Here is a 24,931-nt window from a genome sequence, read left to right as displayed (position 1 = left end):
GGCCCCGGCGACCCGACAGGTGAGCAGCGTCACCCGGATCCGCCTTGCAGCGCGGCACGTCGTGCCACATGCTTGCAGCACACAAGCATCTGGGGGAAGTGGTGAGCGAGGCGCTCGACGAGGTGGCGCGGCAGATGGTCGACGTCGTGCGCGTGCTCAAGTCGTTGCACGAGGAGGCTACCCGCGAGATCGGGCTGCGCCTGGAGATGCCGGGCATGGGCGTGCTCGCCCAGGTCGAGCGCGGCGGCCCGGCCCGGCTGTCGGCCGTCGCCGACGAGCTGCGCCTCGACCTGTCGACCGTGAGCCGGCAGGTCGCGTCCCTCGAGCGGGCCGGGCTGCTCGCCCGCTCCCGCGACCCCCTCGACTCCCGCGCATCGCTGCTGGACCTCACCGCCACGGGCCGGCAGACCATCGACGCCGTCCGCGGCGCGCGGATCGCCGCGATGGCCCGTCGCCTGCCCGACTGGGACGAGGCAGAGCTGTCCGAGCTCGCCGGATTGCTCTCCCGCTTCACCCGCGACCTGCGCGCGGAGCTGCCCCTGGAGCTGTCCCGATGACCACCCGCACCGACGCGCCACCCGTGACACCGACCGGCTCCCCCACCCACCGCCAGGTCGTCGCGGTCATCTACGGCCTCATGCTCGGGATGCTGCTCGCGAGCCTCGACCAGACCGTCGTGTCCACCGCCATGCGCACCATCGCCGACGACCTCAACGGCCAGACCGCGCAGGCGTGGGCGACCACGGCGTACCTCATCGCCTCGACCATCTCGACGCCGCTCTACGGCAAGCTGTCGGACCTCTACGGCCGCAAGCCCCTCTACCTCTTTGCGATCGCGGTCTTCGTCGTCGGCTCGATGCTGTGCGGCACGTCGAGCTCCATCTACGAGCTCGCCGTCTGGCGCGGTGTCCAGGGGGTGGGCGCAGGAGGCCTGCTGTCACTGGCCTTCACGATCGTCGCCGACCTCGTCAAGCCCCGCGAGCGCGCCCGCTACCAGGCCCGCATCATGAGCGTCTTCGCCACCTCGAGCGTCCTCGGCCCGATCCTCGGCGGCTTCCTCGCCGGCCAGGACACCCTGCTCGGCACCGCCGGCTGGCGCTGGATCTTCTACGTCAACGTGCCGCTCGGCATCCTCGCCTTCGTCGTCATCACCAAGGTGCTGCACCTGCCGCACACCCGGCGCGAGCACCGCATCGACGCGGTCGGCGCCGGCCTGCTGTCGAGCGCGATCGTGCCGCTGCTGCTCGTCGCCGAGCAGGGGCGCACCTGGGGGTGGGGCTCACCACTGGTCGTGGGGCTGCTCGTGACGAGCATCGCGTCGCTCGTCGCGTTCGTGCCGTGGGAGCGCCGGATGGGCGAGGACGCCGTCCTGCCGCTGCGGGTCTTCTCCTACAAGACCTTCCGCGTCAGCACCGCGCTGTCGCTGCTCATCGGCACCGTGATGTTCGGCGGCCTGCTGCTCGTCCCGCTCTACCTGCAGATCGTGCGCGACGAGTCCCCGACGCGGGCCGGCCTGCTCATGCTGCCGCTCATGGCCGGCATGCTCACCACGTCGATGGCCGTCGGTCGCATCACCTCACGCACCGGCCGGATGCTGCGCTACCCGATCCCCGGCACGCTGCTCATCGGTGGTGCGCTGCTCGGACTGTCCTTCGTCGAGTACGACACGGCGCTATGGGTCCCGCTCACCTGCGTCGCCGTCCTCGGCTGCGGGCTCGGCCTGTCCATGCAGACCCTCGTCATCGGCGTGCAGAACGCCCTGCCCGCCAGCGACATCGGCGTCGCCACCTCGTCGGTGACCTTCTTCCGCTCGGTCGGCGGCACCCTCGGCGCGGCGATCAGCCTGTCGATCCTGTTCGGCACCGTCGTCGGCCGCATCCAGGACCGCGCCGTGCAGGCCGGCCTGCCGCAGGCCGTCGTCGACCGCTTCGGCGAGAGCTCCGCCCTCGACGACACCACCGTCATCGCCACCCTGCCCGACGCGGTGCGCACCGCCGTCCTGCAGGGCTTCACCGACTCGATGCAGACCGCGTTCCTCGTCGTGGCCTGCCTGATGGTGCCGGCGTTCCTGCTGTCGCTGCGCCTCGAGGTGACGCACCTGCGTGAGATGTCGGGGCTCGAGGCCCGCGAGGCCGAGCAGGCCCGCGCCGAGGCCGCCCACCTCTAGCTGGCTCCCGCTCACCGCGCGCCGCCCGCCCAGATGTGGCGATCACGCCGCGGGACCTCAGCGTGCGTGATCGCCACATCCCGGGAGTGACCGGCGGGCGTCGTGCCGATGTGGCGATCACGCCGCGGGACCTCAGCGCGCGTGATCGCCACAATCCCTTGGCGGCCGCGGGCAGACTGCTCTCGTGCCCGGTCCGCTGCAGGTGACGTCGAGCCTCGTCGTGCCCGAGTCCGAGCTGTCGTGGCGCTTCAGCCGGTCGAGGGGCCCGGGCGGTCAGTCGGTCAACACCAGCGACAGCAGGGCAGAGCTGTCGTACGACGTCGCGCGCTCGACCGCGCTGACCGACCTGCAGCGCACCCGCGCCCTGGCCCGCCTGGCGTCCCGGCTCGTCGACGGCGTCCTGACCGTGGCCGCGAGCGAGCAGCGCAGCCAGCTGCAGAACCGCGAGGCCGCCGAGCGCCGGCTGGCCCAGCTGCTGCGCGAGGCCGTCGCACCACCGCCGCGGGCGCGGCGCCCCACCAAGCCGACCCGGGGGTCGCAGGAGCGGCGGCTGCAGGAGAAGAAGCAGCGCGGCCAGGTCAAGCGGACCCGGCGCGCGACGGACGACTAGTCCGTCGTACTAGGGCGTGTCCTTGTCGCGGGAGCGCAGCCCGCGCGGGTCGTCGGGGAACTCCTCAGGGAGGTTCTTGATGCGCCCGCCCATGTTCTTGATGAGCAGCACGGTCACGACCAGCATCGCCAGCACGATGAACAGGGCGAAGGGCCCGGCGCTGACGGCGTCGGCGTCCAACGCGAAGGGGAGGGTCATGCCCCCACGCTCTCACGGACCCCGGCGAACAGGTCGTCCTCGGGCAGCTCGCTGTCGACCAGGCTGCGGGCGAGCTGGAAGTCCTCGAAGGGCCAGGTCTCCTGCTGCAGCTCGACGGGGACGGCGAACCAGCGCCCGGTCGGGTCGACCTGGGTCGCGTGCGCGATGAGCGCGGCGTCGCGGACCGGGAAGAAGGCGGCGCACGGCACCGAGGTCGTCAGCCGCTCCGCGTCGCCGGGCTTGTCCTCCCAGTTGACGAGCCACTCGGCGTAGGGCGAGCCCATCTTCGCGGCGAGCATCGCCTGGTGAAGGCGCTCCAGCCGGCTCTTGTGGAAGGTGAGGTTGTAGTAGAGCTTCAGCGGCTGCCAGGGCTCGCCCGCGTCGGGGAAGCGGTCGGGGTCACCGGCCGCCTCGAAGGCCGCGACCGACACCTCGTGGCAGCGGATGTGGTCGGGGTGCGGGTAGCCGCCGTTCTCGTCGTAGGTCGTCATCACGTGCGGGCGCTGCTCGCGCACGACGCGCACCAGCGCCTCGGTCTGCGCCTCGAGGTCGCCGGCCGCGAAGCAGCCCTCGGGCAGCGGCGGCAGGGGGTCGCCCTCGGGCAGGCCACTGTCGACGAAGCCGAGGAAGACCTGGCGCACGCCGAGGATCTCGCGGGCCCGCTCCATCTCGGCCGCGCGGATCGCGGTGATGTCGGCGAGCACCTCGGGGGTGTCCATCGCCGGGTTGAGCACCGACCCGCGCGAGCCGTCGGTGAGAGTCACGACGAGGACGTCGACGCCCTCAGTCGCGTAGCGCGCCATCGTGGCCGCGCCCTTGCTCGACTCGTCGTCCGGGTGCGCGTGCACGCACATCAGCCGCAGCTGCTCCTGACCCGCCGTCACGGCCGGCCCCTCTCTCCTGGGAACATGGACATGCCCACCACCAGGCAACCACCCACGCGATCGGAGTAGTCCCGTGACCACCCCCGGCGAGCCCCGCCGACCCGAGGGCAGGTACGACGAGCAGCGCCCCCCCAACCGCTGGTTCGTGATCACCGGTGCCGCGCTGTTCGGCGTCGGCGTGACGTTCGGCGTCGTGCGGCTCTACGACGACTTCGGCGGCCGGGTCGACGTGCAGGTGCAGCGGATGATCATCGCCGACCGCTCGGTGACGCTCGAGTTCGACGTCGTGAAGCAGACCGACCGCGCCGCCCAGTGCTACCTGCGCGCCCAGGACGTCGACCGCAACCTGCTCGGCGAGCTGCGGGTCCTCGTACCCGCCGGCGAGCGCACCACCCGGCTGACCGAGGTCGTCCAGACGACCGCGCGCGCCAACCTCGGCGAGGTGCTGCGCTGCCAGCTGCTGCCCGAGGGAACCACCACGCTGCCGCCCGCCCCGTAGCATCGAGGCGTTCCCACTCCCCCTATCCGGAGGCACCCCGTGAGCAGCGAGACCGGCACCCAGACCACCTGGCTCAGCCAGGAGGCCCACGCCCGGCTCACGGCCACGCTCGCCGAGATGACCGGGAGCCGCCGCGACGAGGTCGTCGCGAAGATCGAGGCGGCCCGCGAGGAGGGCGACCTCAAGGAGAACGGCGGCTACCACGCGGCCAAGGAGGAGCAGGGCAAGCTCGAGGCCCGCATCCGCCAGCTCACCGCGCTGCTGCGCGACATCCGGGTCGGCGAGACACCCTCCGGCGAGCGGGTCGAGGAGGGCTGCGTCGTGCGCGTCGACTACGGCGACGACGACGTCGAGGAGTTCCTGTTCGCCAACCGGGAGAACGCCACCGACGACGGCGGCAAGATCGGCGCGCTCGACGTCTACTCCCCCGAGTCGCCGATCGGCCAGGCCATTGCCGGCCACGCGGCCGGCGACACGGTGACCTTCGGCCCGCGCGAGACCAAGGTGCGCATCGTCGAGATCACGCCCTACGTCGAGGCCTGACCAGCCCGGCCCCTCCCCCTCCGAAGGCCTGATCAGCGCGAGCAGCTCTGCGGTTCAGGCCAACGAGCAGTGCGGTCTCCCTCGCGCTAGCCAAGGCGCAGCCGCACTCCCGCGACGCGTCCCGCCCCAGAGCGAGCCTTCCGATGCGACGCACATGCGTCGTGATCAGCGCGCCGATCCGCTCGGTACCCGCGGCTGGTGACGAGTCGCTCTGCGTGGTGATCACGGCTCGTCCCGCCGTGCGGCAGCGCGGGCGCGTGCGCCGGACCGGGTGCCGTGTCTCGGTTGATCAGGGTCGCTGGGGTGACCTCTACTGACCGAGACACTGCGGGCCCGGCGCGACCGGTGCTGTCTCGGTCGATCGGGGTTGCTGGGGTGACCTCTACTGACCGAGACACTGCGGGCTCGCGGCGAACGACACCGTCGATCTCGTGCGGGACCGCCGGGGAGGTGCTCCTCTGCGCGCCTCGGTCGGGCGGCGCGCCCGGCGCTCAGCCCTCGTAGGTGTTGGTGGGTGGGCTGACCGGCGTCGCCTCGGTCACGTCGAGCACGGGCAGACCGATCAGCCCGGCGTCGGAGCGCTCCCCGTCGCGCAGCACGCCTTCGACCTCGAACCACTGGTCGTCGCGCGGGGCGCCCGGGATGCCTTCGAGCCGCACGCGCATCGCGATCCCGTCGGCAGCGCAGCAGCTGACACGGAAGCGGTTGAGCGCCACGCCCTTGCCGTCGGTCGTGGTGAAGCCGGTGATCCTCACCGTGCGCCCCACCAGCTCGGTGCCGTTGATCGCCCGGACCAGGAAGTTGCGCATGGTCAGGGGGACCGCCCCGTCGACCTCCGCCGGCAGCGGCGAGGTGATCGCCTTGCGCTCGATGGCGCGCGAATCGCTCTGCCGCTCGGCGGCGTAGGACCCGAGGGGTGCGGGCGCGACGAGGAAGACGGCGACCACAGGCAGCACCAGCAGCCAGGCGGCCGACGGCGCGCCGTGCTCGTCGGCCTGCTCGTCGGCATCTACGGCGCGACGCCCGCGCAGTCCCGCGATGCCGACCACGACCAGCACCACCCCTGCGACGACGAGCAGCGGTCGCAGAGACGGCTTGACGTAGGCCAGCGCCGCGTCGCTCGGCCCGAGCCGCAGCGCCGTCGCGCCCAGCAGCAGGCAGACCCCGCTCTGCGCCTCGCTCCTCATGCCTGCCCTCACAGCAACCACCCTCCGACTGCGACCGCGGCGCCGACGGCGACGAGGAAGACCAACGGTGCGAAGCGCAGGGCGAAGCCGCGCCCGAACGTGCCGACGTGCAGGGCGATGAGCTTGACGTCCACCACCGGCCCGACGACGAGGAACGCCAGCCGCGACGTCAATGAGAACTGCGTCAGCGATGCCGCGACGAAGGCGTCGGCCTCGCTGCAGATCGCGAGCGCCACGGCCAGCACCGACAGCGTGAGCACCGCCGCGACGCCAGAGCCGGCGACGGAGTCGAGGAAGGTCGCGGGCACCAGCACGTTGAGGGTTGCCGCCGTGAGACCACCGATGACGAGGAAGCCGCCGGCGTGGGCGATGTCGTGACGGACGCTGTCGAGCAGCACCCGGGTGCGGGTCGCGCCCTCGTGGTGGTGGCGGTCGCGCAGCCGCATCCACGCGGGCAGGCCGAAGCGCGCCCAGGCCCAGCCGACGACGACCGCGACGATCAGCGACGCGACCAACCGCGACACCACCATCTCCGGCAGCGTCGGGAAGGCCACCGCGGTCGAGACCAGCACGATCGGGTTGACCGCGGGGGCGGCGAGCATGAAGGCCAGGGCCGGCGCGGTCTGCACGCCGTCCTTCATGAGCCCCGCCGACAGCGGCACGGACGAGCACTCGCAGCCGGGCAGCAGGAACCCCGCGGCCGACGCGACCGGGACGGAGGCGACCGGGTTGCGCGGCAGCGCCCGGGCCAGCGCGCCCGGGGGCACGAAGGCCGTCAGCGCACCGGACAGCAGCACGCCGAGGACCAGGAAGGGCAGCGCCTGCACGCAGATCGAGACGAAGACCGTCGACCAGGTCTGCAGCACCGGCGCGTCGACGAGGTCCTGCACCAGCGGTCGTCCGAGCCCCGCCACCACCAGGCCGAGAGCGAGCAGCTCCAAGGTCGGCAGCCGCCGACGGGACGTGCCCGCCGGCGGCTGCGTGACGTGCTCCTGCTGGGTGGTCAGGTGGCGATCCCGAGCCGGGCGCGACGACGACCGACGATCACCGTGGTGCCGAACAGCGCGAGGCCGAGCAGGGCGAGCTCGGTGCCGCCACCGGTGGCGGGCAGGCTCGGTGCAGCGGCCGGACCGGTGGGCGCGGTCGGGGCGGTCGGGTTGAAGCCCGCGGGCGCGGCCACGCCGAGACCGGCGGCGTCGTGCTTGAGGACGTTCTCCATGATGAACAGACCGGAGTAGGTCAGCGCGTAGTCACGCAGGCCGAAGCGGTGGTCCTGGTCCTCGGACTGCGTCGGCAGCGCCCCGCCCACGACCTGGATGCGACCGGCACCGAGCTCGAGGTGGCCCAGCGTCACGAGGTCCTCGGTCGTGCCGATGACCTTACCGCCGGCGCCGGTGAAGGCGTCGGGGGCGATCGCGGTCATCGGCGAGGCCGTGTCACCGATGCCGTAGCCGAGCACGGCGGCCTCGACGAGCTGGCGGGCGTTCTTGCGCAGGCCCGCGACCATCGGGTCGTCGAAGGTCGCGAACTCCGCGAACGGCTGGTAGACGGTGATGTCCTCGACCGCGTCGGCCTCGACCACCCCGAGGTCACCGAGGGCGTGCAGCGCCCGGTCGGTGAGCACGAGGTTGCCGCCCTTCTCGACCCACGTCTTGATGTTGGCGTAGTAGGCCGTCGCGTCCACCGGACGACCCTTGTTGTCCTGGGGCAGCTTGTTGTCCGCGATGACGAGGGTGTCGAGCTGGTCGAGGTTGCTCGCGGACGCCGCGATGTCGGCAGCGCCGAGCGCCTTGAAGGGCTTGCTCATGAGCCGTGAGGTGTCCTTGAACCACTGCATGCGGCTCGCCTTGTAGGGCTTCTGCACGACGGGCAGCCCGTTGGCCCCGACGTTGTCACCCTCCGGGCCGGCCTTCTCACCGACGCCGTTGGCGTCGTCGCTGCGGACGAAGACCGGGTCGTCGACGTAGCCGGCCTGACCGCCGGTTTCAAGCCGGACGTTGTCCTCGTTGAAGTCCTCGGACTGGGTCAGCGCGTAGGCCATCGCGGTCTTGATGATCGCCCGGCTGGCGTTGATGTGGTTCTCCTGCAGGTACACGTTCCAGACCTTGTCCGGGACCGTGTGGTTGAGGAAGATCTCGTAGTCCATGCCGGTCACGGACACGTCGGCCGCGAGGTAGTCGCCGATGAAGCCGGTGTCGGTGTAGCCGAGGGTGTCCCAGACGGTGCCCCAGTGGGCCGGCATCGTCGGGATGGTGTTGGCCGGGAAGCCGGGGACGATATCCTCGATGCCCTCGCCCTCGTTGCCGCCCGAGGCCTCCTCGATCTGGTTCTGGATACCCGCGTAAAGCGTCTCGTCGATGACGGACTTGGTGCGCTCGGCGATGGCCATCAGCTGGCGGTGCTTGACCGAGTCGAACTGGCCGGCGGGGTACATGATGTCGACGTAGGCCCGGCTGGTGAGCTCGCCGTGGATGTCGGCCCCGTAGGCCATCAGATCGCCCGGCGAGCCCGCCGCGACCTCGTCGATGAGCTGCGTCCCGAACTTCATCTCGCTCTCGAACAGCGGGTTGCGCGTGGTGTTGATGCTGCCCTGGGTCGGCATCTGGCGGTTGAGGTCGACCCCGCGCCCGTTGGTGCGGGCGAAGATGTTGGTCGCCCCGGGCGGCGCGACGTCACCAGCGGTCCAGCCGTCGGGGTTGAAGGACGTGAAGTAGACGTCCTCCTTCGCGAGCACGTCGCGGACGGGATACTGGTGGAACTCCGGCTTCTTCCCGGTGTTGCTCGTGTAGTTGTCGATGCCGTCGGGCATCAGCACGTCGCCGGCGGTGGCGTCACGGGCGAGGTCCTCGATCGCGCGCAGACCGCCTTCGAGACCGCCGCGCTCGTTGCCGTGGACCGACAGGCTGAAGAACAGCCGCTCCTTGTCCTTGTCGGCGACCTCCTTGTCGGTGAGGCGGGCGACGTAGATCTCCTTGCCGTCACCGGTGTCGCCCTCGTCGCCCGCGCGGATGCCGTCGGGACCGGCGGAGACGGCGTTCTTGCCGTACTTCTCCGACAGCGTGAAGACCTCGACGTAGCGCGGGTAGAGCTGCTCGAGGAAGAGCAGGCCGTCGCGGTACTCGCTGAAGCCCAGCGCGTCCTCGCGGAACTGCACGTAGGTGCGCGCGACCGCCGCCTCGGGGAAGACCCGGTTGCCGCAGACGGCCAGCGGCGGCCCGCCCTTGAAGCCGTCGGTGCAGACCGGGCCGGCCTGGGCCGCGGGCGCGACGCCCACCAGCCCGGCGCCGAGGGCGAGCGACAGCCCGCCGGTCGCGACAGTTCGCTTCATCGTGCGCGTGACAGCCGCCACAGCGGGTCCTCCGGGTCTCTGGGACGTGATTCCGCCCTCCTTCGACACCGGGTGAGCGACTCCTGCCCGCTTAGCAAGGTTTGTAAGGAGCGGCTGCAGACCCGACTACAGGGGCGAGACGGTGTACGACGACGACGTCAGCTGGGCGACGACGTGCTCGCCGTGCTCCGGCCCGCGGGTCTCGAGCTGCAGCTCCACCTCGACCTCGTCGAGGTGCAGGCCCCGCCCGGTGCGCTGGTGCTCGACGTCGAGCACGTTGGCCGATGCCGCGCCGAGGACGGCCAGCAGGCGGGCCAGCTCACCGGGTCGGTCCGGGATCCGGACCCGCAGGCTGAGGAAGCGGCCGGCCGCGATGAGGCCGTGGCGGATCACCTTCGCCAGCAGCAACGGGTCGATGTTGCCACCGGACACGACCGCGACGACCGGGGGCTCGAACGCGCCGGGGTCGTCCATGACCGCCGCGACGGCCGCCGCGCCGGCCGGCTCGACGACGAGCTTGGCCCGCTCGAGGCACAGCACCAGCGCCCGGGCGAGGCTGTCGTCGGAGACGGTGACGACGCGGTCGACGAGGTCGCGCACGTGGGCGAAGGTCACCTCGCCGGGCACCCCGACCGCGATGCCGTCGGCCATCGTCGCCATCGACGCGAGCGCCACGGGAGCCCCGGCGGCGAGAGAGGGCGGGTAGGCCGCAGCCCCCGCCGCCTGGGCCGCGACGACCTGCACGTCGGGGCGCAGCGCCTTGATCGCGACCGCGATCCCCGAGACCAGGCCGCCTCCCCCGGTGCACACCACGACGGTCCGCACCTCGGGGCACTGCTCGAGGATCTCCAGCCCGACCGTGCCCTGACCGGCGATCACGTCGGCGTGGTCGAAGGGGTGGATCAGCACCGCCCCGGTCTCCGCCGCGAAGGCGGCCGCCGCAGCAAGGGCGTGCTCGACGGTCGCGCCGACGAGCCGCACCTGTGCGCCGTACGCCTTGGTCGCCGCGACCTTCGGCAGCGGCGCGGACTCCGGCATGAAGACGGTGGCCGCGCAGCCGAGCAGCTGCGCTGCGAGGGCGACGCCCTGCGCGTGGTTGCCGGCGCTGGCGGCGACCACCCCGCCTGCGCGCTCCTGCGGGGTCAGGCCGGCGATGCGGGTGTAGGCACCACGGATCTTGAACGAGCCGGTGCGCTGGAGGTTCTCGCACTTGAGCAGCACCTCGCCGCCGACGCTCGCTGACAGTGCGCGCGACCCCTCGAGCGGGGTCGTGCGCGCGACCCCTTCGAGCAGCACCCTCGCTGCCTGGACGTCGGCGAGGGTCACGAGCGGCACAGACACGCGCGCAGTCTCGCACCGGCCGACGCAGGTGCGACGCCGCGCCGCGCGGGGCAGGATGGGCGCATGACCCGGGTGGTGCAGCGACGGCCCGTCCTGCGCCTCACCGCGGGCGAGCCAGACCGCCGGGCACCCGACTCCCTCGCCGGCGAGGAGCCGCTCGAGATCCGCGTCGCGGGCCGTCCCTTCGCCGTGACGATGCGCACTCCCGGCGCCGACCTCGACCTCGCCGCCGGCTTCCTCGTGAGCGAGGGCGTCGTCAGCCGGGCCGATCAGCTGCGCACGATCCGCTACTGCACCGACAACCCCGACACCTACAACGTCCTCGACGTCACCCTCGCCGACGGGGTCGACCTCCCCCCGCACCTCGAGCGCAGCACCTACGTCTCGTCGTCGTGCGGGGTCTGCGGGAAGGCCAGCGTCGACGGGGTGAGGACCACCTCGGCGTACGACGTGGCGCGCGACGACGTCCGCGTCCCCGCCGACGTGCTGCGCGCGCTGCCCTCGACCCTGCGCGCCGCGCAGGACGCCTTCGACGCCACCGGCGGCTTGCACGCCGCCGGGCTGTTCACCGCTGACGGCACGCTGCTGTGCGCCCGCGAGGACGTCGGCCGGCACAACGCCGTCGACAAGGTCGTCGGGTGGGCGCTGCGCGAGCAGCGGCTGCCGCTGATCGCGACGGTGCTGCTCGTCTCCGGGCGGGCATCGTTCGAGCTGGCCCAGAAGGCCGTGATGGCAGGCCTTCCTGTGCTGGCCGCGGTCAGCGCGCCGTCGTCGCTCGCGGTCGACCTCGCCGTCGAGAGCGGGCTCACCCTGGTCGGTTTCCTGCGCGGGCCGTCGATGAACGTCTACGCCGGCCACGAGCGGCTCACGTGAGGGACGCGCCCCGCGACGACGTCGGTGACGCCGACCTGTCGGTCGGAACGCCCAAAGAATGGGCGGCCGGCGTACCCGGTGTCCTGCACTCCCTCGGGCACGCCCGCGACCACCTCGGGCCGGTGCGCACGGTGCGGACCCTGCTGCGGCTCAACCAGGTCGACGGCGTCGACTGCCCCGGCTGCGCCTGGCCGGAGGGCCACGACCGCAAGAAGGCGGAGTTCTGCGAGAACGGCGTGAAGGCCGTCGCCGAGGAGGCGACCCTGCGCCGCATCCCCAGCGGCTTCTGGGCCGAGCACGCCGTGAGCGAGCTCGCGCAGCGGTCGGGATACTGGCTCGGGCAGCAGGGCCGGCTCGTCGAGCCGCTGCTCAAGCGGGCCGGCAGCGACCACTACGAGCCGGTCGACTGGGACACCGCGCTCGACGTCGTCGCCGAGGAGCTGCGGGCCCTCGGCGACCCCGACCAGGCGTCGTTCTACACCTCGGGCCGCACCTCCAACGAGGCCGCGTTCCTCTACCAGCTGCTGGTCCGCGCCTACGGCACCAACAACCTGCCGGACTGCTCCAACATGTGCCACGAGTCGAGCGGCCTCGCGCTGACCGAGACAATCGGCATCGGCAAGGGCTCGGTCACCCTCGACGACCTCGAGCAGGCTGAGGTCATCCTCGTCATGGGCCAGAACCCCGGCACCAACCACCCGCGGATGCTCACCGCGCTGCAGGCCGCCAAGAAGGCGGGCGCCACGATCGTCGCGGTCAACCCACTGCCCGAGGCGGGGCTGCTGCGCTTCAAGGACCCGCAGAAGCCTTCGGGGGTCGTCGGTCGCGGCACGGACATGGCCGACCAGTTCCTCCAGATCCGGGTCAACGGCGACCTCGCGCTGCTGCAGGCCGTCAACAAGCGCCTCGTCGAGACGGGCGCGGTCGACGAGCGCTTCGTCGCCGAAAAGACAGAGGGCTACGCCGCGCTCGTCGCGCACCTCGCGCAGGTGGACGACGACGTCGTACGCCGTGCGACCGGTCTGCACGACGGCGAGATCGAGGAGCTGGTGTCACGGCTCGCGGGCGCCGAGCGGATCGTCGTCTGCTGGGCGATGGGCCTCACCCAGCACAAGAACTCCGTCGCGACGATCCGCGAGGTCGTCAACCTGCTGCTGCTGCGCGGCGCGATCGGCAAGCCGGGCGCGGGCGTCTGCCCGGTGCGCGGGCACAGCAACGTGCAGGGCGACCGGACGATGGGCATCTGGGAGAAGCCGCCGCCGGAGCTGCTCGACGGTCTGCGCGCCGAGTTCGGCTTCGAGCCGCCGGCCGCGGACGGCCTCGACACCGTCGACACGATCCGGGCCCTGCGCGACGGCCGCGTACGGGCCGTCGTCGCGATGGGCGGCAACTTCGTCGCGGCCACCCCCGACTCCGCCGTCACCGAGGCCGCGGTGCGGTCGGCCCGGCTGACCGTGCACGTCGCGACCAAGCTCAACCGCTCCCACACCGTCACCGGCGAGGTCGCCGTCCTGCTGCCATGCCTGGGCCGCACCGAGCGCGACGTGCAGGCGAGCGGCGAGCAGGTCGTGACCGTCGAGGACTCGATGTCGTCGGTCCACGCCTCCCGCGGTCGGCTCGAGCCGGCGTCACCGCTGCTGCGCTCTGAGGTCGCGATCGTCTGCGGCCTCGGTGAGCGGCTCGCGCCGGCCCTGCCGTGGGCGCGGTTCCGCGACGACTACTCCTCGATCCGCGAGGCGATCGAGCGAGTGGTGCCGCACTGCGAGGGCTACGCGTCCCGGTCGGTCGCCCCGGGCGGCTACCTGCTGCCGCACGCCTCGCGAGGCCGACAGGTCTTCGCGACCCCGTCGGGGCTCGCGCAGTTCTCGGTCAACGAGCTCGTCGTCGTCGAGGTCCCTCCGGGTCGGCTGCTGCTGCAGACCGTGCGCTCGCACGACCAGTACAACACCACGATCTACGGCCTCGACGACCGCTACCGCGGCGTCACCGGAGGCCGCCGCGTCGTGTTCGTGCACCCCTCCGACGTCGCCGCCCTGGGGCTCACCGACGGTGCGATGGTCGACCTCGTCAGCGAGTGGAACGACGGCGAGCGCACCGCCCCGGGCTTTCGCGTCGTGGCCTACCCGACGGCCCGCGGCTGCGCGGCGGCGTACTTCCCCGAGACCAACGTGCTCGTGCCGCTGGACTCCACCGCGGACGGCTCGCAGACCCCCACGTCCAAGTCCGTCGTCGTCCGCCTCGTCCCCGCCTGAGGGCCCGCCGCCCCGCCCGCGTGATCAACAGGGGATCTGCACGCGACACTCCGACGCGTCCCGTGCAGATCGCCTGATGATCACCGGGGTCGGAGCGTGGGCCGAGGGGCGGCGAGCCCCTCAGGGGAAGACGAGCAGGGACGCGGTGAAGCCGTGCAGTGCGTTGCGGCCGGCCACCGGGCCGATCTCGCCACCGGCGAAGAAGCCCGCGACCCCGTCGACGGCGAGCGCCTCGCGCACCACCGTGACGTCGTGCGACGCCCCGCCGTGGGCGCTGCCGAACAGATGCGCCCCCCGGCCGTTGCAGCTGAAGACCAGCGCGCCACCGACCGGTGCCGGGACCTGCTGACGTAGGTGCCACAGCATCGTGCGCAGCTCCGCATCGGCGGCATCGGCATCGCGGACCTGCAGCCGCACGGTCTGGCCGACCTCGACCTGGTCGCCGACCACCAGGCCACCCGACGACGGGTCCACGCCGAGGATGCCCCGCACCAGGTAGTCGTGCTCCTCGGCGTACTCGTCGGCGGCGATGCCCAGCTGCAGACCGCCGCTGGCGAGCGCCTGGTCGGCGGGGTCGAGGGTGGTGAGGACCTCCTCGACCTTGCGGACCGCGGGCACCCCGGCGAGGGCGTGCACGACCCCGCCCTCCGACGCCGTGACGGTCATCGCCGGGCCTACCGGCCGGCAGCCCTGCGAGACGAGCGTGCGGACCTCGACGCCACCGAGCAGGATCCCGACGGCGCCGCGGTCGACGACGCGGCCGTCGACGAACAACCGCGTCGACCCCTGTCCCGCGGGCCCGGTGGCGACCCCGCCCACGATCGGGAGCCCGGGCAGCGCGGTGTTGGCCTGGTCGACGAAGCCGTCGACGGGGAAGCTCCACGGATCGGCGAGGAGTACGACGACCTCGTCGCGGTCGCGCTCCGGCATGCCGACGACGGCCATCCCCGCGTCGGCTCGCATCACCTCGAGGTGGAAGGTCCGGACCCGGGCCTCGGGCAGGACGGCGGCCCACGCGCTGACCGCGCTCGAGCCCTCGACGCCCTGTCCGCCACCGATGACCCCACCCGCGGTGCAACCGAGGACCGCGGCTCCGGGCACCAGGGCGGCGACCCGCTCCCCCGCGGCCGCGGCGTCGTCGGCAGTCGCCGCGGTGACGAAGAAGACGACAAGGTCGGGGGTGCGGCCCTGCAGCGGGGCGAGCGCCTGCGCGACGGCCGTCTCGGCCGCGCGCACCACGTCGGCGTCGATGCCGATGCCGTCTCCGAAGCGCGCCACCCCTCCATCCAACCCTGCCCGCGCGAAGACCTCCTCGTGGTGGTCCTCGACAGCAGCGCCCGGACTGCGCATGGTCGACGTCGCAGCTGGCGGGTCCGCCACGGCCTCGTGTCCGTCCACAGATCCGGGCTGACCCCTGTCGCGCACATCGGACTCGGCCCACGCTGTCGCCATGACGCGTGACACCGACGCCGAGGAGGCGCAGCATGAGTGCCATGTCCGCCACGATCCCTGACCGACCGCTGCTCCCACCCGGGCCGTGGACGGTCGACGACCTCGACGACTTCCCCGAGGGCGACACCACGCGCTACGAGCTCATCGACGGGGCGCTCATCGTGAGCGCTGAGCCGTCGCTGCAGCACCAGCGAGTCAGCGCCGCCCTTCTCCGGCAGCTCGAGGACGCCGCGCCCGACGACCTCGAGGTGTTCCTGCCCGTCGACGTCAGGCTGTCACCGACCCGCCTGATCGCGCCCGACATCACCGTGGTCCGCCGCGACGACGCGACCGGCCGGCGCATCGAGGCCGTCCCGCTGCTGGTCGTCGAGGTCCAGTCGCCGACCACCCGCGCGATCGACCTCGTCCTCAAGCGGCAGGCGCTGCAGGACAGGGGTGTCCCGTCGTACTGGCTGGTCGAGCCCGACGCCCTCGAGGTCACCGTCCTCGAGCTGCAGGACGGGGCGTACGTCGAACGCGCGCGCGTGACAGCGGGCGAGTCCGTCGAGCTGACCCAACCCTTCCCCGTCACCCTGTCACCGGGCGACCTGGTGCGACGTCGCTGACCCGGACGTAGGGTCGGGGAGTGAACGTCCCTGACCCCACCTCCCTCGGCGCGCTGCGCGACAGCGGTCACGTGCACAAGACGGTCAAGCAGGAGGTGCGCGACAACCTCCTCCACAAGCTGGCGAAGGGCGAGACGGCCTTCCCGGGCATCCTCGGCTTCGACGCCACCGTCATCCCGCAGGTCGAGCGGGCGCTGCTCGCCGGTCACGACCTCGTGCTGCTCGGCGAGCGCGGCCAGGGCAAGACCCGGCTGATCCGCACCCTCACCGGACTGCTCGACGCGTGGACGCCGGTCATCACCGGCTGCGAGATCAACGACCACCCCTACGACCCGGTCTGCGTGCGCTGCCAGCGGCTCGTGGCCGAGCAGGGCGATGCGACGCCGGTGTCGTGGAAGGGCCGGTCGCAGCGCTACGGCGAGAAGCTCGCGACGCCCGACACCTCGGTCGGAGACCTCATCGGTGACGTCGACCCGATCAAGGTGGCCGAGGGGCGCACCCTCGGTGACCCGGAGACCGTCCACTACGGCCTCGTGCCCCGCACCAACCGCGGCATCTTCAGCGTCAACGAGCTGCCCGACCTCGCCGAGCGGATCCAGGTCTCGCTACTCAACGTCCTGGAGGAGCGCGACATCCAGGTCCGCGGCTACACCCTGCGGCTGCCCCTCGACCTGCTGCTCGTCGCAAGCGCCAACCCCGAGGACTACACCAACCGCGGCCGCATCATCACCCCGCTCAAGGACCGCTTCGGCGCCGAGGTCCGCACCCACTACCCCGTGCGGCTCGAGGACGAGGTCGCGGTCATCCGCCAGGAGGCGGTGCTGTCGTGGGAGACCACACCGTGCGTCGTCCCCGACCACCTGCTCGACATCGTCGCCCGCTGGACCCGACTGGTCCGCGAGTCGCCGCAGGTCGACCAGCGCAGCGGTGTGTCGGCCCGGCTCGCGGTCGCCGCAGCCGAGACCATGGCCGCCTCAGCAGTACGCCGCTCCGCCGTCACCGCCGAGCCCGCCGTGGCCCGCGTCTGCGACCTGCCCGCCGTGGTGCCGGCCGCACGGGGCAAGGTGGAGTTCGAGTCGGCCGAGGAGGGTCGCGAGCTCGAGGTGCTGGCGCACCTGCTGCGCAAGGCCACGGCCGACACCTTCCGCGCGCTGCTCGCCGGCGTCGACCTGACCGGCCTGCAGGCCCGCTTCGAGGAGGGCGCGACCGTCGAGTCCGGCGACCTCGTCCCGGCCGCCGACCTGCTCTCCCGCCTCGGCCCAGTGCCGGGCCTCGCGGCGATCCTCAGCCGGCTCGGCGTCGAGGAGGAGTCGCCCGGCCTCGCCGCCGCGGCGCTGGAGCTCGCGATGGAGGGCCTGCACCTCAACCGCCGGCTCGCCAAGGACAGCGTCCCCGGCCGGACGGTCTACGGCGGATGACCGATCTGCACCCGGAAGCCCCCGACCCCTACGCGCTCAAGCGCCGGGTCCTGCTCACCGCCGTCGTCACCCTCGCGCTGTTCGTCACCCTCGGCGCGGTCGCCGACGCGACCGGTGGCGGACCGCTCATGGTGATCGGCGGCTTCGTGCTCATCTACGCCTTCGTCATGCGCCCGATGATGAAGCCGGTCCGCGAGGCCCTCGCGCTGCGCCGCGCCCTGGCCTTCCGGGCCTGGCAGGAGCAGCAGGAGCACGAGCTGGGGCGGCCGTGAGCGAGCAGCCGCAGGCGTTCTCCAAGGAGCACCGCCAGGCCGAGCGGGCCCGCATCGCGCGGCTCAACCGGCTACCCGGCCCCTTCCAGACCTACGCCGACCGCGGCCGCCGCGAGGTCGTCGCCGTCAACCTGCTGCAGGCCCTGCTCGTCGTCGTGGTCACCCTCGTCGCCTGCCGCGTCGTGACCGGGGAGTGGTTCCCCCGATACGTCGCGATCGTCGCTCTCGGCGTCTCCGTCACCGTCACCGCCCTGAACCGCCGGGCCAACGCGCGGGCGCTCGCCCATGAGTGACGGCCCGTCGCTGGTCGACCCCGGCACCGGGCTGTCGCGGGTCCTGCGCGAGTGGGCCGGCACCTCGCTGCTGCGCAAGGCCCTCACGCTGCTGCTTCAGTTCGGCCCGGTCCTGCTCGGCGCCGGCTTCCTGCCCGCCGCGCTCGACGGCTCGCTGCTCGCCCGCGTCGTGGTGGGTCTCGCTGTCACCGCCGTGCTCGCCTACAAGACCGTCGACGTGCGGATCACCCGGCGCGACGACCCGTCGAAGGCCGCGCGATGAGCCAGCCCGCCTACCGCTACGGGGAGTGGCACGGCGGGCGCGACCCGCTGGAGCCGCCGTACGACGTCGCGGCTGCTCTCGACGAGATCGGCGACCGGGTGCTCGAGGGCTCCTCGCCGCGGCAGGCGCTGCGCGACCTGCTGCGCCGCGGCACCGACGGCCTGCGTGGCCTCGACGACCTGCGCCGCCAGGTGTCGAAGCGGCAGCGGGAGGCCCGCCAGCGGGGCCGGCTCGACGGCACGCTCGAGCAGGTCCGCGAGCTGCTCGACAAGGCCGTCGAGCTCGAGAAGCAGGCGCTGTTCCCCGACCCGTCCGACGCGGCGCGCCTGGCCGAGATGGAGCTCGACGCGCTGCCGTCCGACACCGCCCGCGCGGTCCAGCAGCTGCAGGACCACCCGTGGCGGTCGGCTGAGGCCAAGGCCGCCTACGACGAGATCCAGGACCTGCTGCGCCGCGAGGTGCTCGACAGCCAGTTCCGCGGGATGAAGCAGGCGCTGGAGGGCGCGACGCCCGAGGCGATGCAGGCCGTCAAGGACATGCTCGCCGACCTCAACGCGATGCTCGCCGCCGACGCCCGCGGCGAGCACACCCAGGAGCAGTTCGACGACTTCATGGCCAAGCACGGCCAGCACTTCCCGTCGGAGCCGAAGGACCTCGAGGAGCTCGTCGACGACCTGGCCCGCCGCGCCGCCGCCCAGCAGCGGCTGATGGACTCACTGACCCCGCAGCAGCGCGAGGAGCTGCAGGGCCTGATGTCCGGCGCGATGGACCCCGACCTCGCCTCGCAGATGGCGCAGCTCGGTGACTCTCTGCGCGCGCTGCGCCCCGACCTGCCGTGGGGCGGGCGCGAGCGGATGCGCGGCGAGGACGGCCTTGGGATGGGCGACGCGACCTCCGCCCTCGAGGAGCTCGGCGACCTCGCCGACCTCGAGGCCGCGCTGTCGCAGGACTACCCGGGCGCCTCCCTCGACGACATCGACGAGGACGCCGTGCAGCGCGCGCTCGGCCGCGGTGCCGTCGACGACGTCGCCGCGCTGCGCCGCATCGAGCGCGAGCTCACCGAGCAGGGCTACCTCGCGCGCGACAGCCAGGGCCGGCTGGAGCTCTCACCCCGAGCCGTACGACGACTGGGCGCGACGGCCCTGCGGCGGGTGTTCACCGGGCTGGAGTCCCGGGGCCGCGGCGGCCACGACGTCCGTAACGCCGGCGCGGCCGGCGAGGCGACCGGGTCGAGCCGCGCGTGGGAGTTCGGCGACGAGCAGCCGCTCGACGTCGTACGCACCGTGCGCAACGCCGTGCTGCGCAGCGGCGGCACGTCCACCCGGCTCGCGGTCGAGGACTTCGAGGTCGTCGAGACCGAGCGGCGCACCTCCGCCGCGGTCGCGTTGCTCGTCGACCTGTCGTTCTCGATGGAGCTGCGCGGCACCTGGGGCGTCGCCAAGCAGACAGCCCTAGCGCTGCACTCGCTGGTGTCGACGCAGTTCCCGCAGGACGCGATCGAGGTCATCGGCTTCAGCGACCTCGCGCAGGTGCTGCGCCCGGAGCAGCTCGTGGGGCTCGACGCGCAGCGGGTGCAGGGCACCAACCTGCAGCACGCGCTGATCCTCGCGGGCCACTTCCTCGCCAAGCACCCCGACAGCGAGCCGGTCGTGCTGATCGTCACCGACGGTGAGCCGACCGCCCACCTCGAGCGCGACGGCCGGCCGTTCTTCTTCTGGCCGCCGGTGCCCGAGACCCTCGAGCTGACGATGGCGGAGGTCGAGCGGCTGACCCGGCGCGGCGCCACCATCAACGTCTTCATGCTCGACGACGAGCCTCGGCTGATGCGCTTCGTGAAGCACCTCGCCACCCGCAACGGCGGGCGGGTCTTGCGCCCCGACCCGACTCGGCTCGGCGAGTTCGTCGTGAGCGACTACCTGCGTGCCCGCCGCGGTCGTCGAGGACGCTAGGTCCTGCGGAAGGACAGCGCCGCGAGCACCAGGGTGGTGCGGCCGTCCCGCAGGCCGTCGAGGGATGCGACGGCGTCGCGTACGGCCGGCGACGGCAGGACGGGCCGCGCCCGGTCCCGTCCTGGAAGGGCGCTACCCGCGTCCGGGCTCGAGCGCCCTGAGTGCTGCGCGCGGCGGTCACGACGAGGGCGTTGGAGGGAGCCAACCAGGCGAACGAGCCCCACGCGACGGCGGCCGGCAGCGCCGCTCCGATCCCCGCGCGCCATCGCATGCCGTGACAGATGGTGCGACACCGCTGCAACCGGCGCAAGGGGGGCAGCAGGAATGTCGCTGTGGTCGGCGAACACTGCTGTCACCTACTGTCACAGCACCAGCGCAGAGTGGAAGGCCTCGACATGCAGCAGCCCGAGTTCGGCAAGTTCGGCGGCAAAGTGGGCATCGCGCTCGCCGCCGTCGGTCTCATCGCCATCCTCATCGGCTACAACGGCGCAGCCGGCCAGCTCACGATCCTGGGCCAGCTCCCCTACGTCATCTCCGGCGGCGTGCTCGGCATCGCCTTCGTCATCCTCGGCGCGGCGATGCTCGTGGTGCAGTCGCACCGCGAGGACCGCGCCCGCCTCGAGGCCAAGCTCGACGAGCTCGTCGAGGCCATCGGCGGCAGCGCCGCAGCCGGTCCCGCCCGACACGTCGCGTCGCCCAGCGACCTGTCCGGCCTCGTCGTCGCCGGCACCGCGAGCTACCACACAGCCGGCTGCCGTCTGGTGGACGGTCGCGAGGAGACCAGCTACCTCACTCCCGCCGAGGCGCAGGAGCGCGAGCTGAAGGCCTGCCGGGTCTGCCAGCCCGACCTGGCGCAGACCAACGTCACGGTCCGCTAGACCCACGAGACGACACGAGGCCGGCCCCCGAGGGGGCCGGCCTTCGTCGTACCCGGGCCCGCTCATCGCGCTGATCTACCGCAGAGGGGGCGCGACACACCGCCCGGCGGCGCACCGACCGGAAGATCACCGCCCAGGTGGGGCCGCGCGGGTCAGCTGGCGGCGTCCTCGGTGTCACCGAGGTAGGTCTTGCGGAGCTCGCCGGACTCCTCGAGCTCCTTGCCGCGGCCGTCGAAGGTCAGCGTGCCCTTCTCCATGATCAGGGCCTGGTCGGCGTAGGGCAGCACGCCGACGTTCTGCTCGACGATGATGACCGTCACGCCGTCGTCGTTGATCTGCGACACAACCTGGAACACCGTCTGCGCGAGCTTGGGCGACAGCCCGAGCGACGCCTCGTCGATCATCAGCATCCGCGGCTTGCTCATGATGGCGCGCCCGATCGCGAGCATCTGCTGCTCGCCGCCGGACAGCGTGCCGGCCATCTGGTCCTTGCGCTCGTCGAGGCGCGGGAAGTAGCCGAAGACCTGCTGCACGGTCTCGTCGATCTTGTTGCGGTCCTTGCGCGACCAGGCGCCGAGCTCGAGGTTCTTCATGACCGACAACCCGGGCCACACCCGCCGCCCCTCGGGGCTCAGCGAGATGCCGGACTTCACGACGAACGGCGCGTCCTTGCCGGAGATCTTCTTGCCATCGAAGCGCACCTCGCCGCCCCACGCGGGCAGCAGCCCGGCGAGGCAGTTGATGGTGGTGGTCTTGCCGGCGCCGTTGAGGCCGAAGATGACCGCGGTCTCGCCCTCCTCCACGGAGAACGAGATGCCCTGCAGGACGGGCAGCGAGCCGTAGCCGGTGCGCAGGTCCTCGACCTCGAGCAGGCTCACGCGTCGCCCCCCGACTTCTTCGTACGACGCCGAGCGGGCGCCTCGGGGGCTGCCCCGGCGGTGGTCGCGGTCTTCTTCGGCGCGGCCCGCTTGCGGGCCGGCTTGGGAGCCGGGGGCGCAGGAGCGACGACCTCCTCCGGGTGCTCGAGCCGGTGCTCGAGCTGCGCGTCGAGGGCGGCGTCTTCCTCGGTCTCCTGGGTCTGTTCCAGGGCCTCGGGCGCCTCCCCACCTAGGTAGGCCGCGACGACCTCCGGGTGGGTCTGGATGAAGCTCGGCTTGCCCTCGGCCAGCAGCCGGCCGAAGTTGAGGACGTAGACGTGGTCGCAGACCCGCAGCACCAGGGGAACGTGGTGCTCGATGACGAGCATCGTCAGGGCGAACTCGCGGCGCAGCACCAGCAGCCGCTCACCGAGCTCGTTGGACTCCTCCGGGCCCATGCCCGAGGTCGGCTCGTCGAGCAGCAGGATGTCGGGGTCGGTCGCCAGCGCGCAGCCGAGCTCGAGGAGCTTCAGCGTGCCGTAGGACTGACCGCCGACCCGCTTGTCGCGGATGTCCGACAGCCCCAGCAGGTCGAGGATCGCCTCGGCCTTAGCGGTCAGCTCGCGCTCGGCCTTGAGCGAGTTGGACGCCCCGATGAGGCCGCTGGCGACGTCGTATCCCGCCTTGGCGTGCTGCGCGGTCTTGAGGTTCTCCAGCGCGGTGGCGCTCTTGACCATGCCGACGTTCTGGAAGGTGCGGCCGAAGCCCATCCGCGCCTTGACGTGCGGGGGCGCCTTGGTGACGTCCTTGCCGCGGTAACGCACGGTCCCGGTGTTGGGCTTGTAGAAGCCGGTGATGCAGTTGAAGGCGGTGGTCTTGCCCGCACCGTTGGGCCCGATCAGGCCGACGATCTCATACTCGTTGACGGTGAGCGTGAGGTCCTGCAGCGCCTGCAGACCACCGAAGCGGATAGACAGGTCGTTGATCTCAAGCACGGACATTGGAGCCCTCCACCGTGCCGGGACCAGACTCCTTGTCGCCGTGCAGGAGCGCGTGGACGTCGAAGCGCTTGCCGGCCAGCCAGTCGGTGTAGGGCTTGATCTGCTGCCCGATGCCACCGGGGTACTGCACGATCGTCAGCAGCAGGCCGAGCGCGCCGAGGAAGCCGACCGCGAACTGCTCGAGGTTGGCCTCCGTGCCGCTGCCCTCACTTGACACCAGCCCGACGAGGAACTGCTGCACCCCGTGCAGCCAGGTCTCCTCCAGCAGATACGACAGCGAGGCGAACAGCGAGGCGCCGAGGATGACGCCGAGCCGCGAGCCGAGACCACCGACGACCGTCATGAGCACGAAGGTCAGCGCCAGGTTGAATCCGAAGCCGGACGCGGTGACGATGCCGATGCGGTACGCCAGCAGCGCGCCTGCGACTCCGGCGAGCGTCCCGGACAGGACGAACGCAAGCAGCTTGAAGGCCGTGACGTTGATGCCGAAGGCCTCTGCGACCCGCTCGTTCTCCTTCAGCGCGAGCAGCGCGCGGCCGGTCTTGGTCTTCAGCAGCCGCCAGTCGATGTAGCAGGCGACGACGAGGAACGCTAGGCAGAAGAAGAAGAAGTTGCGGTCCGAGAACAACCACTCGGGGCGGTTGGCCGGCTGGCCGCCGCCGCCGTTGGTGAGCCACTCGACCTCGAACAGCGACTCACCCAGGGTCAGGCCGAACACCAGCGTGATGAGCGCCAGGTAGAGGCCGGTGATGCGCAGCGCCGCGAGCCCCATCAGCAGCGCGAAGGCGGCGCCTACGAGCCCGGCGACCAGGAAGGTCAGTCCGAAGGGGACGCCTCTGACGGTCAGCGCGTAGGCCGCACTGAACGCCCCGATGCCGTAGAAGCCGCTGTGACCCAGAGAGAGCTGCCCGGTGTAGCCGATGAGGATGTTGAGGGACAGCCCCACGATGGCGTAGATGCAGGCGTCCGCGGCCACCGGTGAGAACGCCTCGTCGTTGGGGATGCGCCACAAGAAGACGTAGAGCAGCGGCAGCAGCACAAGCAGTCGAGGGATCCACCGGGTCATGCCGAAGTCCCGGCCCGTGCTGGCCGTGACGGTCTCCCCCTCGGCAGCGGCCGCCGCACTCGAGACGGCGAGCGTCATCAGGTCTCCTTGCCGAGCAGACCGGCGGGCCGAACAAGCAGCACGACGACGAGGGCGACGAACAGGATCACGCTGCCCGAGCCTGGCAGGACGTCTCGCGACACGTTGGTCTCCACCAGCGACTGCAGGATCCCGATGACGACCCCGCCGAGAAAGGCACCGGGAAGGGCAGTGATCCCGCCGAACACCGCCGCCGTGAACGCCGGCACGAGCGCCACCCCGGTGAGGATGCCAGGGGCGAGCTGGCCGAGGCTGCCGGCCAGCAGGATCCCCGCGACCGCCCCGAGCACACCGGCGATCCCCCACGTCAGGGCCGAGGTGCGCTCGACGCTGATGCCAACGAGCCGGGTGGCCGTGGGCTCCTGCGAGACCGCGATGATCGCCGTCCCGGTGCGGGTCCGGCTGAAGAACAGCGCGGACACCACCGCGAGGACCGCCAGCACCAGGATGATCAGGCCACTGAGGTTGGTGACCCGCAACGAGTCCGTGAGCAGCAGGTCGCCGCCGATGACGCTGACGGCACCGCGCGGTGTGGGTCCGGCGAGGAAGCCTTCCACAGCGATGAGCAGCAGCGTCACCCCGGCGGTCGCGACGACCACGGTCACCTTCGGAGCGGAGAACAGCGGCCGGACGACGAGCCGCTCGACCGCCAGCCCGAGCAGCAGGCCGGTGAGGAGCCCGACGACGATCGCCGCCCACACCGGCATCTTCGGGAACGGCCCCGCCCCCTCACTGGCGAACGCCGTCATGAAGGCCGCGAACGTGCCGAACTCCGCCTGGGCGAAGTTGAAGATCCGGCCGCTCTTGTACAGCAGGACGATGCCCAGGCCCAGTAGGCCGTAGATCGAGCCTTGTACGACGCCGGAGACCACAGGATTGAGGACAGCGAGGGCCGTCACCTCCACGCGGACTCCTCCT

The 24,931-nt window shown here is 72.0% G+C and carries 25 protein-coding genes; 14 read left to right on the top strand and 11 right to left on the bottom strand.

Annotated elements, in window-relative coordinates; all coding sequences use genetic code 11:
• Window positions 1-101: 101 nt before the first annotated feature.
• The 3 genes from Q8R60_16290 (at window position 102) to arfB (ending at window position 2,777) form a co-directional block, all read left to right on the top strand.
• A complete protein-coding gene (locus Q8R60_16290; GenBank protein MDP3714036.1) occupies window positions 102-557 on the top strand; it encodes a MarR family transcriptional regulator in 456 nt (151 codons plus the stop codon).
• Window positions 554-2,167, top strand: coding sequence for an MDR family MFS transporter (locus tag Q8R60_16285; protein MDP3714035.1), 1,614 nt, complete (start codon window positions 554-556; stop codon window positions 2,165-2,167). Before Q8R60_16290 ends, Q8R60_16285 begins: the two co-directional genes overlap by 4 nt.
• Before the next feature lie 184 nt (window positions 2,168-2,351).
• Window positions 2,352-2,777, top strand: a complete 426-nt coding sequence (arfB, locus tag Q8R60_16280) for an alternative ribosome rescue aminoacyl-tRNA hydrolase ArfB (GenBank protein ID MDP3714034.1) — start codon at window positions 2,352-2,354, stop codon at window positions 2,775-2,777.
• A gap of 9 nt (window positions 2,778-2,786) precedes the next feature.
• On the opposite strand, the gene Q8R60_16275 is transcribed toward arfB, so the two are convergent.
• Window positions 2,787-2,975, bottom strand: coding sequence for a hypothetical protein (locus Q8R60_16275; GenBank protein ID MDP3714033.1), 189 nt, complete (start codon window positions 2,973-2,975; stop codon window positions 2,787-2,789).
• On the bottom strand, window positions 2,972-3,829 hold the full coding sequence (gene mca, locus Q8R60_16270) for a mycothiol conjugate amidase Mca (GenBank protein ID MDP3714032.1): 858 nt from the start codon (window positions 3,827-3,829) through the stop codon (window positions 2,972-2,974). The genes Q8R60_16275 and mca overlap by 4 nt, the downstream gene beginning before the upstream one ends.
• Before the next feature lie 103 nt (window positions 3,830-3,932).
• Between mca and Q8R60_16265 the strand changes: the two genes are divergently transcribed.
• Both Q8R60_16265 and greA read left to right on the top strand, forming a co-directional pair.
• Window positions 3,933-4,358: a DUF4307 domain-containing protein gene (locus Q8R60_16265; GenBank protein ID MDP3714031.1), complete on the top strand. Its 426-nt coding sequence runs from the start codon at window positions 3,933-3,935 to the stop codon at window positions 4,356-4,358.
• A gap of 39 nt (window positions 4,359-4,397) precedes the next feature.
• Complete coding sequence (gene greA / locus Q8R60_16260) at window positions 4,398-4,901, top strand: transcription elongation factor GreA (GenBank protein MDP3714030.1); 504 nt, start codon at window positions 4,398-4,400, stop codon at window positions 4,899-4,901.
• A gap of 491 nt (window positions 4,902-5,392) precedes the next feature.
• Here greA and Q8R60_16255 read toward each other — a convergent pair whose 3' ends face one another.
• The 4 genes from Q8R60_16255 to ilvA form a co-directional block, all read right to left on the bottom strand.
• A complete protein-coding gene (locus Q8R60_16255) occupies window positions 5,393-6,100 on the bottom strand; it encodes a TIGR03943 family protein (GenBank protein MDP3714029.1) in 708 nt (235 codons plus the stop codon).
• The gene (locus Q8R60_16250; protein ID MDP3714028.1) at window positions 6,097-7,029 is read right to left on the bottom strand and encodes a permease; all 933 of its coding nucleotides are present in this window, start codon (window positions 7,027-7,029) and stop codon (window positions 6,097-6,099) included. Before Q8R60_16250 ends, Q8R60_16255 begins: the two co-directional genes overlap by 4 nt.
• A 62-nt stretch (window positions 7,030-7,091) precedes the next feature.
• On the bottom strand, window positions 7,092-9,437 hold the full coding sequence (locus tag Q8R60_16245) for a M14 family zinc carboxypeptidase (GenBank protein MDP3714027.1): 2,346 nt from the start codon (window positions 9,435-9,437) through the stop codon (window positions 7,092-7,094).
• A 105-nt stretch (window positions 9,438-9,542) separates the two neighbouring features.
• Window positions 9,543-10,757 (bottom strand): threonine ammonia-lyase, encoded by a 1,215-nt coding sequence (ilvA, locus tag Q8R60_16240; GenBank protein MDP3714026.1) that lies wholly within the window; start codon window positions 10,755-10,757, stop codon window positions 9,543-9,545.
• Window positions 10,758-10,820: 63 nt separating this feature from the next.
• Here ilvA and fdhD point away from each other — a divergent pair, with 63 nt between their 5' ends.
• Complete coding sequence (gene fdhD / locus Q8R60_16235) at window positions 10,821-11,630, top strand: formate dehydrogenase accessory sulfurtransferase FdhD (GenBank protein ID MDP3714025.1); 810 nt, start codon at window positions 10,821-10,823, stop codon at window positions 11,628-11,630.
• Window positions 11,627-13,882, top strand: coding sequence for an FdhF/YdeP family oxidoreductase (locus tag Q8R60_16230; protein ID MDP3714024.1), 2,256 nt, complete (start codon window positions 11,627-11,629; stop codon window positions 13,880-13,882). Before fdhD ends, Q8R60_16230 begins: the two co-directional genes overlap by 4 nt.
• 120 nt (window positions 13,883-14,002) lie before the next feature.
• Here Q8R60_16230 and Q8R60_16225 read toward each other — a convergent pair whose 3' ends face one another.
• Entirely contained in the window at window positions 14,003-15,232 is a 1,230-nt protein-coding gene (locus Q8R60_16225; GenBank protein ID MDP3714023.1) for an FIST N-terminal domain-containing protein, read from the bottom strand.
• Window positions 15,233-15,375: 143 nt separating this feature from the next.
• Here Q8R60_16225 and Q8R60_16220 point away from each other — a divergent pair, with 143 nt between their 5' ends.
• The 7 genes from Q8R60_16220 (at window position 15,376) to Q8R60_16190 (ending at window position 21,011) form a co-directional block, all read left to right on the top strand.
• Window positions 15,376-15,939 carry a Uma2 family endonuclease gene (locus Q8R60_16220; protein ID MDP3714022.1) on the top strand — a complete coding sequence of 188 codons (564 nt, stop codon included), beginning with the start codon at window positions 15,376-15,378 and terminating at the stop codon, window positions 15,937-15,939.
• 20 nt (window positions 15,940-15,959) lie between these two features.
• Window positions 15,960-17,357: a sigma 54-interacting transcriptional regulator gene (locus Q8R60_16215; GenBank protein MDP3714021.1), complete on the top strand. Its 1,398-nt coding sequence runs from the start codon at window positions 15,960-15,962 to the stop codon at window positions 17,355-17,357.
• Window positions 17,354-17,629: a hypothetical protein gene (locus tag Q8R60_16210; protein ID MDP3714020.1), complete on the top strand. Its 276-nt coding sequence runs from the start codon at window positions 17,354-17,356 to the stop codon at window positions 17,627-17,629. The genes Q8R60_16215 and Q8R60_16210 overlap by 4 nt, the downstream gene beginning before the upstream one ends.
• A complete protein-coding gene (locus Q8R60_16205; protein MDP3714019.1) occupies window positions 17,626-17,922 on the top strand; it encodes a hypothetical protein in 297 nt (98 codons plus the stop codon). The genes Q8R60_16210 and Q8R60_16205 overlap by 4 nt, the downstream gene beginning before the upstream one ends.
• Complete coding sequence (locus tag Q8R60_16200; protein ID MDP3714018.1) at window positions 17,915-18,184, top strand: hypothetical protein; 270 nt, start codon at window positions 17,915-17,917, stop codon at window positions 18,182-18,184. Before Q8R60_16205 ends, Q8R60_16200 begins: the two co-directional genes overlap by 8 nt.
• On the top strand, window positions 18,181-20,133 hold the full coding sequence (locus Q8R60_16195; GenBank protein MDP3714017.1) for a hypothetical protein: 1,953 nt from the start codon (window positions 18,181-18,183) through the stop codon (window positions 20,131-20,133). The genes Q8R60_16200 and Q8R60_16195 overlap by 4 nt, the downstream gene beginning before the upstream one ends.
• 395 nt (window positions 20,134-20,528) lie before the next feature.
• Complete coding sequence (locus tag Q8R60_16190) at window positions 20,529-21,011, top strand: hypothetical protein (protein ID MDP3714016.1); 483 nt, start codon at window positions 20,529-20,531, stop codon at window positions 21,009-21,011.
• Window positions 21,012-21,163: 152 nt separating this feature from the next.
• Here the strand turns inward: Q8R60_16190 and Q8R60_16185 are convergent, their stop codons facing one another.
• From Q8R60_16185 to Q8R60_16170, 4 genes are read right to left on the bottom strand one after another with little or no spacing between them, the layout of a single operon-like run.
• Window positions 21,164-21,889, bottom strand: coding sequence for an ABC transporter ATP-binding protein (locus tag Q8R60_16185; protein ID MDP3714015.1), 726 nt, complete (start codon window positions 21,887-21,889; stop codon window positions 21,164-21,166).
• Window positions 21,886-22,869 (bottom strand): ABC transporter ATP-binding protein, encoded by a 984-nt coding sequence (locus Q8R60_16180; protein ID MDP3714014.1) that lies wholly within the window; start codon window positions 22,867-22,869, stop codon window positions 21,886-21,888. The genes Q8R60_16185 and Q8R60_16180 overlap by 4 nt, the downstream gene beginning before the upstream one ends.
• Window positions 22,856-24,013 (bottom strand): branched-chain amino acid ABC transporter permease, encoded by a 1,158-nt coding sequence (locus Q8R60_16175; protein ID MDP3714013.1) that lies wholly within the window; start codon window positions 24,011-24,013, stop codon window positions 22,856-22,858. Before Q8R60_16175 ends, Q8R60_16180 begins: the two co-directional genes overlap by 14 nt.
• On the bottom strand, window positions 24,013-24,918 hold the full coding sequence (locus Q8R60_16170; protein MDP3714012.1) for a branched-chain amino acid ABC transporter permease: 906 nt from the start codon (window positions 24,916-24,918) through the stop codon (window positions 24,013-24,015). Before Q8R60_16170 ends, Q8R60_16175 begins: the two co-directional genes overlap by 1 nt.
• Window positions 24,919-24,931: the final 13 nt, after the last annotated feature.

This window comes from Mycobacteriales bacterium, assembly GCA_030697205.1.
Classification (GTDB): domain Bacteria; phylum Actinomycetota; class Actinomycetes; order Mycobacteriales; family SCTD01; genus JAUYQP01.
Note: the sequence above shows the minus strand (reverse complement) of the source record. Positions and strands in the feature narration are given on the sequence as shown.